Origin of the sequence: Blautia sp. HCP3S3_C12 (genome assembly GCF_052064155.1) — a bacterium.
Classification (GTDB): domain Bacteria; phylum Bacillota; class Clostridia; order Lachnospirales; family Lachnospiraceae; genus Blautia_A.
The window spans coordinates 80,883-93,682 of record NZ_JBQHWC010000008.1; the positions used below are offsets into that span (position 1 = coordinate 80,883).

Below are 12,800 nucleotides of genomic sequence, written 5' to 3' on the forward strand. Positions count from 1 at the left end.
TGGATTATTGACAGATATGGAAGAAGAGTAATGATCTGACAGAAACGGAATCATTACAGTGAGAGAAACAGGAGGCAGAAAGCATGGCAGAACAGGTCAGGGTAGTGGTAGATGCAATGGGCGGGGATAATGCCCCCGCAGAACCTGTCAAGGCAGCAGTGGAAGCTGTAACTGAGAGACAGGATATAAAAGTAATACTTACAGGAAAACAGGATGTGATAGAGGGAGAACTGGCAAAATACTCCGGATATCCCACAGAACAAATCCAGGTCGTTCCTGCCTCAGAGGTGATCGAGACAGCAGAACCGCCTGTATTTGCAATCCGTAAGAAAAAGGATTCCTCCATTGTAGTGGGGCTGAAGCTGGTTAAGACACAGGAAGCAGATGCTTTTGTTTCCTCAGGAAGTACAGGAGCTGTGCTGGTAGGCGGACAGGTACTGGTAGGCAGAAGTAAGGGGGTGGAGAGACCTCCTCTTGCACCGCTGATCCCTACCACCAAGGGAGTGGCCCTGCTGATCGACTGTGGCGCAAATGTGGACGCACGTCCCTCTCATCTGGTACAGTTCGCAAAGATGGGATCCATCTATATGGAGAATGTAGTGGGAATCAAAAATCCAAAGGTGGCCATTGTTAATAATGGAGCTGAAGAAGAGAAGGGAAATGCACTGGTAAAAGAAACTTTCCCGCTGCTTAAGGAATGCAAGGGAATTAATTTTATCGGAAGCATTGAAGCCAGAGATATTCCCTATGGATATGCAGATGTGGTAGTATGTGAAGCCTTTGTGGGTAATGTTATCCTGAAATTATATGAAGGTGTAGGCGGCGCACTGATCCAGAAGGTGAAGGAAGGACTGATGACCAGTCTGAAGACAAAAATAGGAGCTCTTCTGATCAAGCCTGCACTGAAATCCACTTTGAAATCCTTTGATGCCAGTGAGCATGGAGGAGCACCGCTTCTGGGCCTGAAGGGTCTGGTGGTGAAAACCCATGGAAGTGCAAAGGCAATTGAGATCAAACATGCTATTTTCCAGTGTGTGCAGTTCAAACAGCAGAAGATTAATGAAAAAATCGCAGAACATATTCTGGAGGACCAGCCGGATAAGACTGCAGAGAAGCAGGAGTAGTAGCCAGGCTGTCAAAAAGGGAAGGAGGATGAAGGATGGAACTTGAAAAGCTCAGAGAGATTATTGGGGAGGTCCTGAATATTGACCCGGATACCATAACTGCAGATACTACCTTTGTGGATGATCTGGGAGCAGATTCTCTGGACATTTTTCAGATAATCATGGGAATGGAAGAGGAATATGATATTGAGTTGGAGAACGAAGCAGCAGAGCAGATCCGGACAGTAGGAGATGCTGTGGAAGCAATTCGTGCGATCCGATAACCGGGCTGGAATTCAGACCGGAGAGCAATACAAAAAGTAACAGGAAATAACAGACGAAGCGAAGAGGCAGGGGGCTGTGAGGACAGCGCCCTGTAATCGCATTAAGGAGAATGATGTTATGAATAAAAAGACAGAAGAACTGGAAGAAATCATAGGATATCATTTTAAAAATAAACACTATCTTACCCAGGCCCTTACCCACAGCTCTTATGCCAATGAAAAGAAGCTTGGCAAGCTGGGCTGTAATGAGAGACTGGAGTTTCTGGGAGATGCTGTGCTGGAGCTGATCAGCAGTGATTTTTTGTATGCCAGGTTTTCCAAGGTTCCTGAGGGAGAACTGACAAAAAAGAGAGCCAGTCTGGTATGTGAGCCAAGCCTTGCTTATTGCGCCAGAGAGTTTGGCCTGCCCCAGTTTCTGCTCCTTGGAAAGGGTGAAGATATGACAGGCGGCAGAAACAGGGATTCTATTGTTTCAGATGCTACAGAAGCTCTGCTTGGAGCTATTTATCTGGATGGTGGTTTTGCTAGTGCAAAGGAGTTTGTACTGAAATTTATTCTGAATGATATTGAACACAAACAGCTCTTTTATGATAGCAAGACCATCTTACAGGAAATCGTCCAGGAAAAAGGCACCCAGCCGGTGGAATATGTGCTGATTGCTGAGGAAGGACCGGATCATAACAAAAGCTTCACAGTGGAAGCAAGAGTGAATGGCAGACTTATGGGAACAGGAACCGGCCATACCAAGAAGGCAGCAGAACAGGCTGCCGCATATCAGGCGATCCGTGAGATAAAAAAATAGACAGGTGAACTATGTATTTAAAGAATATTGAGGTACAGGGCTTTAAATCCTTTGCCCAGAAGATCAATTTTGAATTTCATAACGGGATTACCGGTATTGTAGGGCCTAATGGAAGTGGTAAGAGCAATGTTGGTGATGCAGTGCGTTGGGTATTGGGAGAACAAAGCGCAAAGTCTCTTCGAGGGGGGAATATGCAGGATGTTATATTCTCGGGAACAGAGACCAGAAAGCCCTTAAGCTATGCTTCTGTTGCCATTACGCTGGATAATTCAGATCATAAGCTTCCTGTAGAATTTAATGAGGTTACTGTTACCAGGCGGCTTTACCGTTCAGGGGAAAGTGAATATCTGATCAATGGCAGTAACTGCAGACTGAAGGATATTAATGAAATGTTCTATGACACAGGTATCGGTAAGGAAGGATATTCCATTATCGGCCAGGGTCAGATCGACCGTATTTTAAGTGGTAAGCCGGAGGAACGCAGGGAGCTTTTTGATGAGGCAGCAGGAATTGTCAAATTTAAGAGAAGAAAAAATACAACAGTAAAAAAGCTGGAAGAGGAACGTCAGAATCTGGTTCGTGTGACAGATATTCTGTCAGAGCTTACCAGACAGCTGGGACCTTTGGAGAAGCAGTCTGAGACAGCGAAGATTTATCTGGCAAAAAGAGAGGCTTTGAAGGAACTGGATGTAAATATGTTTCTTTTGGAATATTCCTCCACAGCAGAGAGCCTGAAAGAGCTGGGAGAGAAGCACAGGCTTGCTCAGGAGAATCTGGAGGATACACAGAAGGAATATGAACAGACCAGAGTGGAATATGACAGGCTGGAACAGGAACTGGAGGAATTAAATACCAGAATGGATGCCCTGCGCATGGAAAGCCAGGAGCAGGCTTTGCACAAGCAGCAGCTGGAAGGCCAGATTAATGTACTGAATGAGCAGATTCTGGCCGGAGTCCAGAATGAGGACCATTACAGGAGCCGCCTGAAAACCATAGAGGAGGAGCTGGCTGCAAGAGAGACTTCCAGAAAAGAGCTGGAAGAAGAGAAATCCGATCTTTATTCACAGTTAAAGGAAGTGCGCAGCAGACTGAAGGATGAAGAAGAGAAGCTTAATACTGCCCAGGAAAATATCCGGACCTGTACCCAGGCTGTGGAGGAAGGCAAGAATGAGATCATAGAAATTTTGAACAGCCGTGCCAATACTAAGGGAAAATCCCAGAGATTTGATGCAATGATGGAGCAGGCGGATATCAGAAAGGCTGAGATCAGCCAGAGGATCCTCCGCTTAAAGAGTGAAGAGGAGGAGCAGCAGACCATCCTCAGGAAAGCCCAGGAGCAGTATGATTCCATTACAGAATCCATCCGTTCTGCAAACGAGGAATGTGACAGACTGAATCAGGAAGTGGGAAATATCCAGGAGAAATTAAAGGAGCAGACGGTTGAGCTGGAAAAGGAGCAGACCTCTTATCATAGAGAAGCCTCCAGACTGGAATCCTTACGTAATCTTACAGAGCGCTATGATGGTTACGGCAACAGTATCCGCCGGGTAATGGAACAGAAGGAACGGGTTCCCGGTATCCAGGGTGTTGTGGCGGATCTGATCCAGGTAAACAAGGATTATGAGGTAGCAATTGAGACTGCTTTGGGAGGTAGCATCCAGAATATTGTCACAGATAATGAGCAGACAGCCAAAACCCTGATCGAGTTTTTGAAAAAGAACCGATATGGAAGGGCAACCTTCCTGCCTATGAGCAGCATCAGTCCCAGAGGGGAGTTTTCACCCAGGGAAGCACTGAAAGAACCGGGAGTGATCGGTGTGGCCAGTGAACTGGTGACTACAGCACCTCAGTATCAGCAGATTGCCAGATTTTTACTGGGAAGGGTACTGGTGGTGGATCATATTGACCATGCCATTGCTATCGGCAGAAAGTACAGACATAGCCTGCGAATGGTTACCATAGAGGGTGAGTCCTTAAGCCCGGGTGGTTCCATGACAGGTGGTGCTTTTAAGAATAACAGTAATCTCCTTGGACGAAGGAGAGAGATCGAGGAACTGGAAAAAGGCGTTGCAAAGCTGAAGTCAGAGGTTGCCATGATCCAGAAGGCAATGGAAGACAACAGAAACAGGAGAAATGTACTTCGGGATGCCATTGCAGATTTTCAAGACAAGCTCCGCCAGCAGTATATAGAACAGAATACTGCAAAGATGAATATTGCCCAGCAGGAAGAGAAAGCAGAGGAAATCCGCGGAGGCTATGAGCAGATCAACAGAGACAAGGAACAGATCAGACGCCAGATGCTGGAAATCCGTCAGGATCATGAGCAGATTGCCAGGGAGCTGGAAAGCTCCCGCCAGGATGAACAGGAGCTGGAAAGCTTCATAGAGGAGAAACAGGCAGAGCTGGATCAGTGGAAGGAAGAAGAGACAAAGCTAACCAGAGAGTTGGAGGAAATCCGTCTTCAGGCTTCTTCCCTGGATCAGAAGAACCGGTTTGACCAGGAAAATCTGAACCGTCTGAATTCGGAGACCCAGACTCTGGAGAATGAGCAAAAAAGTATCTATGAATCTCTTGCCCACAGCAGTGAGGAGATGGAGCAGAAGAAACTGACGATCCAGGAGCTGAAAACAGAGGCTGCCAACTCCGGTATCCAGGCGCAGGAAGCAAAGCTGCAGCTGGAGAAATGGCAAAAGGAGAAAGAGGAGAGAAACGGAAAGCATAAAGAATTTTTTGAAAAAAGAGATCAGCTTTCCGGTCAGATCGGTCTTCTGGACAAAGAGTGCTTCCGTCTGAAAAGCCAGATGGATAAGCTGGAGGAGAGCAGGGAAGAACGTATTTCCTATATGTGGGAGGAGTATGAGATCACTCCCAACAATGCCCTTTCCTACAGAAAGGAGGAGCTGACCGATCTGCCTGAAATGAAAAAGCAGGTAGCTCAGATCAAGGAGGAGATCCGCAGACTGGGTTCTGTTAATGTTAATGCCATTGAGGATTATAAGGATCTTCTGGAACGGCACACCTTCCTTTCCGGACAGTATAATGATTTGATCACTGCAGAGAAAACTCTGGAGCAGATCATACAGGAGCTGGATGAAGGAATGCGTAAGCAGTTTACAGAGAAATTTGCAGAAATCCAGAGAGAGTTTGATAAAGCCTTCAAAGAGCTTTTCGGAGGAGGAAAAGGAACTCTGGAGTTGGACGAGGAGGCAGACATCCTGGAAGCAGGAATCCGGATCACCTCTCAGCCGCCAGGGAAAAAGCTTCAGAATATGATGCAGCTTTCCGGTGGAGAAAAGGCACTGACAGCCATTGCCCTGCTTTTTGCCATTCAGAACCTGAAGCCCTCTCCTTTCTGTCTTTTGGATGAGATCGAGGCAGCGTTGGATGACTCCAATGTAGGAAGATTTGCAGGATATTTACAGAAGTTGACGAAAAACACACAATTTATTATAATAACCCATAGGCGTGGGACCATGAATGCAGCCGACAGGCTTTATGGTATCACCATGCAGGAAAAAGGGGTATCTACGCTGGTTTCCGTAGATCTTGTAGAGAACCAGCTTACCCAGTAACAGGAGGAGTATTATGGCAGAAGAGAAGAAAGGCTTTTTCAAACGACTGGTCAGCGGACTGGCCAAGACCAGAGATAATATCGTTGCCGGCTTTGACAGTATTTTCAGTGGCTTTTCCAGTATTGACGAGGATTTCTATGAGGAACTGGAGGAAATCCTGATCATGGGAGATATTGGTATTAATGCCACTACTTCTATTATAGAAAATCTGAAAAAAGAAGTTGCAGAACAGCACATTAAGGAGCCAATGGAATGCAAACAGCTTCTGATCAATGAAATCAAGGAGCAGATGCGTGTGGACAGCACAGAATATGAGTTTGAGAACCGTAAGTCCGTGATCCTTGTGATCGGTGTCAACGGTGTGGGAAAGACTACTTCTGTAGGCAAGCTTGCGGGCAAGCTGAAGGATCAGGGCAAGAAGGTGATCCTGGCAGCTGCGGATACCTTCCGTGCAGCAGCAGGTGAGCAGCTGACACAGTGGGCAAACCGTGCAGGAGTGGAGATCATTGGCGGACAGTCCGGTGCAGATCCGGCTTCTGTAGTTTATGATGCAGTTGCAGCAGCAAAGGCGAGAAATGCAGATGTTCTTCTGTGTGATACAGCAGGACGTCTTCATAATAAGAAGAATCTTATGGAGGAGCTGCGTAAGATTTATAAAATTCTGGAGAGAGAGTATCCGGAGGCTTATCTGGAAACTCTGGTGGTGCTGGATGGTACCACAGGACAGAATGCCCTTTCCCAGGCAAGACAGTTCTCAGAGGTGGCAAATGTAAATGGTATCATCCTTACCAAGCTGGATGGAACAGCCAAGGGCGGTATTGCAGTGGCGATCCAGTCTGAGCTGGATATACCGGTAAAATACATTGGTGTAGGCGAAAGTATTGACGATCTTCAGAAATTCGATGCAGATGCATTTGTAAATGCATTGTTTGATGTAGACCACAAGGATGAGCCGGACAACTAAAGGAGGAAAAACAATGCTTACATTAGAAAGCTTTGAACAGGCAGCAGAGATTGTAAAACAGGTGACACAGGAAACAAAACTGATCAAAAGCAGTTATTTCAGCGATCTGACCGGCAATAAGGTTTACCTCAAACCGGAGAATATGCAGCGCACAGGAGCATACAAGGTTCGTGGCGCTTATTATAAGATCAGCACTCTTTCGGAAGAAGAGAGAAATAAGGGACTGATCACAGCATCCGCAGGAAACCATGCCCAGGGTGTGGCTTATGCGGCATATAAATACGGAGTGAAGGCAGTGATCGTCATGCCTACCACTACTCCGCTGATCAAGGTTGAGAGAACCAAAAGCTATGGCGCACAGGTAATTCTTCACGGTGATGTATATGATGAGGCCTGCGCCCATGCCCTGGAACTGGCTGAGAAAGAGGGTTATACCTTTATCCATCCTTTTGATGATCCGGCAGTTGCCACAGGTCAGGGTACCATTGCCATGGAAATTGTCCAGGAGCTTCCGCTTGTGGACTATATCCTGGTTCCTATCGGAGGCGGCGGTCTGGCAACAGGTGTCTCCACTCTGGCAAAGCTTCTCAATCCACACATTAAGGTGATCGGTGTGGAACCGGCAGGAGCAGCCTGCATGAAGGCTTCCCTGGCTAAGGGTGAGGTGGTGACTCTTCCCCATGTAAATACCATTGCAGACGGTACTGCAGTACAGACACCGGGCAAGAAAATCTTCCCATATATCCAGCAGAATCTGGATGACATCATTACTATTGAAGATGATGAGCTGATTGTAGCTTTCCTGGATATGGTGGAAAATCATAAGATGATCGTTGAGAATTCCGGCCTTCTTACAGTGGCTGCCCTCCGTCATCTGGATGTAAAGAATAAAAAGATCGTTTCTATCTTAAGCGGAGGAAATATGGATGTGATCACCATGTCTTCTGTTGTCCAGCACGGACTGATCCAGAGAGACAGAATCTTTACAGTTTCAGTGCTGATCCCGGATAAGCCGGGTGAACTGGTGAGAGTTGCCAGTGTGATCGCCGGACAGCAGGGTAATGTGATCAAGCTGGACCACAACCAGTTTGTAAGTACCAACAGAAATGCAGCTGTGGAACTGAAGATCACTCTGGAGGCCTTTGGCACAGAACACAAGAATCAGATCGTGAAGGCACTGGAGGATGCAGGCTGCAGACCCCGCCTGATCAGACCAAGTTTATAAATATTTTTTCTGTCAAGAAAAAATACTTGACACAGGTAAAATTATAAGGTATGATAGCCAAGGTGATTACAGATGGAGAAGTTTGTAGAGCAGGGTTATTTGTATGATTTTTATGGTGAGCTTCTGACAGAGAGACAGCAGCAGGTTTATGAGAGCGTGGTGCTGGAGGATTATTCTCTCAGTGAAGTGGCAGAGGATCTGGGAATCAGCCGCCAGGGTGTGCATGATATGGTAAAGAGATGCAACAAGACTCTGGAGGAATATGAACAGAAGCTCCATCTGGTTGAGAAATTCCTGAATATCAGAGCCCAGGTGAAAAGAATACGGGTTCTGGCGCAGGAGTATCATTCCGAGGAAATTGCAAATATATCCAGCGAGATTTTAGAGGAGTTATAATATATGGCATTTGAGAGCTTGACAGATAAACTGCAGAATGTGTTTAAGAAGCTTCGAAGCAAAGGCCGCCTTACAGAGGAGGATGTGAAGCTTGCCCTTAAGGAAGTTAAGATGGCTCTTCTGGAAGCAGATGTTAACTTCAGGGTTGTAAAGCAGTTTACCAAGTCCGTACAGGAGCAGGCAATCGGACAGGATGTTATGAATGGTCTGAATCCCGGTCAGATGGTGATCAAGATCGTAAATGACGAGCTGGTAAAACTGATGGGAAGTGAGACTACAGAGCTGCCCATGCATCCGGGAAATGAGATCACTGTATATATGATGGCAGGTCTTCAGGGCGCAGGTAAGACAACTACGGTTGCCAAGCTTGCAGGTAAGCTGAAATCCAAAGGTAAGAAGCCTCTTTTGGTAGCCTGTGACGTTTACCGTCCCGCAGCGATCACACAGCTGCAGGTGAATGGTGAGAAGCAGGGCGTGGAAGTTTTTTCCATGGGAGATAAGCAGAAGCCTGTAGACATTGCGAAGGCCGCAATTGAGCATGCAAAATCCCATCAGCAGAATGTAGTCCTGATCGATACAGCAGGACGACTTCATATAGATGAAGACATGATGCAGGAGCTTGCAGATATAAAAGAAAATATTCATGTGGATGCCACTGTTCTGGTGGTAGATGCCATGACAGGACAGGATGCGGTAAATGTTGCCAAAACATTTGCAGACAAGGTTGGAATCGACGGTGTGATCCTGACCAAAATGGACGGCGATACCCGAGGTGGTGCTGCACTTTCCATTAAGGCGGTAACCGGTAAACCTATCCTCTATGTAGGTATGGGTGAGAAGCTTTCTGACTTAGAGCAGTTCTATCCGGAGCGTATGGCTTCCAGGATCCTGGGTATGGGAGATGTAATGAGCCTCATCGAGAAGGCAGAAGCTGCTATTGATAAGGAACAGGCTCAGGATATGCAGAAGAAGCTGAAGAAGATGGATTTCGACTTCAACGACTACCTGACCAGCATGGAACAGATGAATAAGATGGGCGGCATCGGCAGTATTCTGAATATGCTTCCGGGAATGGGAAGCAAGATGAAGGATATTGAGGGAATGATCGATGAGAAGGCTCTGGACCGTACCAAGTCCATTATCCTTTCCATGACACCACAGGAGAGAACCAATCCGTCAATCCTGAATATTTCCCGTAAGAACCGTATTGCCAGAGGTGCAGGTGTGGATATCGCAGAAGTGAACCGTCTGGTCAAACAGTTTGAGCAAAGTAAAAAAATGATGAAGCAGATGCCTGGACTTATGGGCGGCAAAGCCGGCAAGCGAGGCGGCGGATTCAAGCTTCCTTTTGGACTGTGAGCAGGACAGCTGACACAGAAGCCGGGGAATGAGCAGTTAGCGAAGCGAATAACGCTTTGACATAAAACCTAAGAGATAATATATTTAATTTAATGGAGGAAAAGAAACAATGGCAGTTAAAATCAGATTAAGAAGAATGGGACAGAAGAAAGCACCTTTTTATAGAATCGTAGTTGCAGATTCCCGCTGCAAACGTGACGGAAGATGCATCGAAGAGATTGGAACATACGATCCAAATCTTGAGCCAAGCGCAGTTAAGGTTGACGAAGAAGCAGCTAAAAAATGGCTTGCAGCAGGAGCTCAGCCTACAGACGTTGTAGCTAAACTTCTTAAGGATGCCGGAATTGAAAAATAATCAGATCTACCAGTAGGTATTTCTGCAGCGTCCAGCTAGGACGGGTCAGGGAGGTATGTAATGAAAGAATTAGTGGAAGTAATTGCAAAATCTCTTGTTGAAAATCCGGATGAAGTAGTCGTTACTGAGACTGAAAAAGAAGACGCAGTTATTGTAGAACTGAAAGTTGGACCTGCCGATATGGGCAAGGTGATCGGACGCCAGGGAAGAATTGCCAAGGCAATCCGTACTGTAGTCAAAGCGGCCTCTTCAAAAAGCAGCAAAAAAGTGATTGTGGATATTCTGCAATGAAAATAAAAGGGAAAGGAGCTGTGGTTGCCATAGCTCCTTGTTTTTACCATAAATGTCAGGACAGATAGCTTTGTAGCCTGACAGCATTATATATAAAAGAGGAGTCAGCAGATGGAGGATTTATTAAAGGTAGGTGTGATCACCACCACACATGGTGTACGGGGAGAAGTTAAGGTTTATCCTACAACAGATCCGGAGCGTTTTCCGGAGCTGGATTATGTTCTCCTTGACACAGGCAGAGAAAAAAGAAAACTGGAAATTGAAAAAGTAAGATTTTTCAAGAATCTGGTGATCCTGAAATTTAAAGGCATTGATAATATCAACGATATTGAAATGTATAAACAGAGAGAGCTGTGGATTCCCAGAGAAGAGGGACAGGATCTGGAAGAGGATGAGTATTATATTGCAGACCTGATCGGTATGAAGGTAGTCCTGGAGGATGGCAGCAGCTTTGGAACCCTGACAGATGTTATGGAAACAGGGGCCAATGATGTATATGTGGTAGAGAACGGAGAAGGGGAAGAGATTCTTCTTCCGGCCATCAGGGAATGCATTCTGGATGTGGATGTGGAGAAAAATGTGATGACCATCCATCTGATGAAAGGATTAATCTAAATGAATTTTCATGTTTTAACGCTGTTTCCGGAAATGATTGAAAATGGTATGAATACCAGTATCACAGGCCGGGCCATTGCCAAGGGACTTCTTTCTCTGGAAGCCATTAACATCCGGGATTTTGCCTTTAACAAGCACCAGAAGGTAGACGATTATACTTATGGCGGCGGTGCAGGGATGCTGATGCAGGCAGAGCCGGTATATCTGGCCTATGAATCTATTGCCAGCCACACGGCAAAGAAGCCCAGGGTGGTATATGTGACCCCTCAGGGACAGGTGTTTAACCAGAATATGGCCCGGGAAATGGCAGCGGAGGAAGATCTGATCTTTCTCTGCGGACATTATGAGGGAATTGACGAACGTGTGCTGGAGGAAATTGTAACAGATTATGTGTCCATTGGAGATTATGTACTTACAGGCGGGGAACTGCCGGCTATGGTAATGATGGATTCCATATCCAGAATGGTACCGGGAGTACTAAATAACCAGGAGTCCGGAGAGACAGAATCCTTTGCCGGAAATCTTCTGGAATACCCTCAGTACAGCCGTCCGGAGGAGTGGCACGGAAAAAAGGTACCGGAGGTGCTAATGTCCGGACATCATGCAAATATAGAAAAATGGCGCAGAGAGCAGTCCATTCTCCGCACTGTCCAGAGAAGGCCGGATCTGCTGAAAAAAGCAGATCTGACAAATAAAGAATGGAATTATGTACGCCAGTTAAGGAAACAGATGAAGGAAGAAGAGGAGCAGACAAAATGAGAACAGCAGATTTTTATTATGATCTTCCTCAGGAACTGATTGCCCAGGATCCTCTGGAGGATAGAAGTTCATCCAGACTGATGCATATTTCCCTGAAGGATGGAAGTATAGAGCACAGACATTTTACAGATATTCTGGATTATCTGAACAAGGGTGACTGTCTGGTTATCAATGATACCAAGGTAATTCCTGCCAGATTATACGGACATAAGGAGGAGACAGGGGCACTGATTGAGATCCTTCTCCTGAAGAGACGGGAAAATGATATCTGGGAGTGTCTGGTCAAGCCTGGTAAAAAGGCCCGCCCTGGAGCAAAGATCACTTTCGGAAACGGGATTTTGAAGGGCGAGATCCTGGATGTGGTAGATGAAGGTAACAGACTGATCCAGTTCCACTATGAGGGAATCTTTGAGGAGATCCTGGATCAGCTGGGCGAGATGCCTCTGCCTCCTTATATCACCCATAAACTGAAAGACAAGAACCGTTATCAGACCGTATATGCCAAACACGAAGGCTCTGCCGCAGCACCTACTGCAGGTCTGCATTTCACAGAGGAGCTTCTGGAAAAGGTAAAGGAAAAAGGGGTTAACATTGCCCACGTGACCCTTCATGTAGGTCTGGGAACCTTCCGTCCTGTAAAGGTAGATGATGTGGAAAAGCATCATATGCATTCAGAATTCTATATTGTGGAGGAGGATCAGGCAAAACTGATCAATGACACCAAGAAAGCCGGTGGCCGTGTGATTTCCGTGGGAACCACAAGCTGCAGAACTTTGGAATCCGCAACCGGTGAGGATGGAATTTTGAAAGCAGGCAGCGGATGGACAGAGATTTTTATTTATCCGGGATATCATTTCAAAATGATTGATGGACTGATTACTAATTTCCACCTTCCGGAATCTACTCTTCTTATGCTGGTATCCGCACTGGCAGGAAAAGAGACGATTATGCATGCCTATGAAGTGGCAGTGCAGGAAAAATACCGATTCTTTTCTTTTGGGGATGCCTGTATTTTGATCTGACAGAAATATCCAACATTTGTTGGGTGGAGAGATCATACAAAGAACAGAAAGAA

Annotated in this window: 13 protein-coding genes; all 13 read left to right on the forward strand. The window is 46.1% G+C overall.

Translation table 11 applies throughout. From position 1 onward, the window contains the following. The first annotated feature begins 83 nt into the window (after positions 1-83). Complete coding sequence (gene plsX, locus ACTNDS_RS08675) at positions 84-1,124, forward strand: phosphate acyltransferase PlsX (protein ID WP_441035076.1); 1,041 nt, start codon at positions 84-86, stop codon at positions 1,122-1,124. A 35-nt stretch (positions 1,125-1,159) separates the two neighbouring features. Beyond that, positions 1,160-1,387: an acyl carrier protein gene (acpP, locus tag ACTNDS_RS08680; RefSeq protein WP_441035078.1), complete on the forward strand. Its 228-nt coding sequence runs from the start codon at positions 1,160-1,162 to the stop codon at positions 1,385-1,387. A 118-nt stretch (positions 1,388-1,505) separates the two neighbouring features. Beyond that, the gene (gene rnc / locus ACTNDS_RS08685) at positions 1,506-2,189 is read left to right on the forward strand and encodes a ribonuclease III (protein ID WP_019161348.1); all 684 of its coding nucleotides are present in this window, start codon (positions 1,506-1,508) and stop codon (positions 2,187-2,189) included. An 11-nt stretch (positions 2,190-2,200) separates the two neighbouring features. Beyond that, positions 2,201-5,761, forward strand: coding sequence for a chromosome segregation protein SMC (gene smc / locus ACTNDS_RS08690; protein WP_441035080.1), 3,561 nt, complete (start codon positions 2,201-2,203; stop codon positions 5,759-5,761). A 13-nt stretch (positions 5,762-5,774) separates the two neighbouring features. Continuing rightward, entirely contained in the window at positions 5,775-6,725 is a 951-nt protein-coding gene (gene ftsY, locus ACTNDS_RS08695) for a signal recognition particle-docking protein FtsY (RefSeq protein WP_441035082.1), read from the forward strand. Between the two features lie 13 nt (positions 6,726-6,738). Then, the gene (ilvA, locus tag ACTNDS_RS08700) at positions 6,739-7,950 is read left to right on the forward strand and encodes a threonine ammonia-lyase (RefSeq protein WP_441035084.1); all 1,212 of its coding nucleotides are present in this window, start codon (positions 6,739-6,741) and stop codon (positions 7,948-7,950) included. A 72-nt stretch (positions 7,951-8,022) separates the two neighbouring features. Next, positions 8,023-8,346, forward strand: a complete 324-nt coding sequence (gene ylxM, locus ACTNDS_RS08705) for a YlxM family DNA-binding protein (RefSeq protein WP_019161352.1) — start codon at positions 8,023-8,025, stop codon at positions 8,344-8,346. 3 nt (positions 8,347-8,349) lie between these two features. Next, complete coding sequence (gene ffh, locus ACTNDS_RS08710; RefSeq protein WP_186994884.1) at positions 8,350-9,705, forward strand: signal recognition particle protein; 1,356 nt, start codon at positions 8,350-8,352, stop codon at positions 9,703-9,705. Between the two features lie 109 nt (positions 9,706-9,814). Beyond that, complete coding sequence (gene rpsP / locus ACTNDS_RS08715; RefSeq protein WP_019161354.1) at positions 9,815-10,060, forward strand: 30S ribosomal protein S16; 246 nt, start codon at positions 9,815-9,817, stop codon at positions 10,058-10,060. A 60-nt stretch (positions 10,061-10,120) separates the two neighbouring features. Then, positions 10,121-10,351, forward strand: coding sequence for a KH domain-containing protein (locus ACTNDS_RS08720; protein ID WP_019161355.1), 231 nt, complete (start codon positions 10,121-10,123; stop codon positions 10,349-10,351). Positions 10,352-10,462: 111 nt separating this feature from the next. Then, a complete protein-coding gene (gene rimM, locus ACTNDS_RS08725; RefSeq protein ID WP_173742994.1) occupies positions 10,463-10,966 on the forward strand; it encodes a ribosome maturation factor RimM in 504 nt (167 codons plus the stop codon). After that, positions 10,967-11,725, forward strand: coding sequence for a tRNA (guanosine(37)-N1)-methyltransferase TrmD (gene trmD, locus ACTNDS_RS08730; protein ID WP_441035086.1), 759 nt, complete (start codon positions 10,967-10,969; stop codon positions 11,723-11,725). Further along, the gene (gene queA, locus ACTNDS_RS08735; protein ID WP_173742996.1) at positions 11,722-12,747 is read left to right on the forward strand and encodes a tRNA preQ1(34) S-adenosylmethionine ribosyltransferase-isomerase QueA; all 1,026 of its coding nucleotides are present in this window, start codon (positions 11,722-11,724) and stop codon (positions 12,745-12,747) included. Before trmD ends, queA begins: the two co-directional genes overlap by 4 nt. Positions 12,748-12,800: the final 53 nt, after the last annotated feature.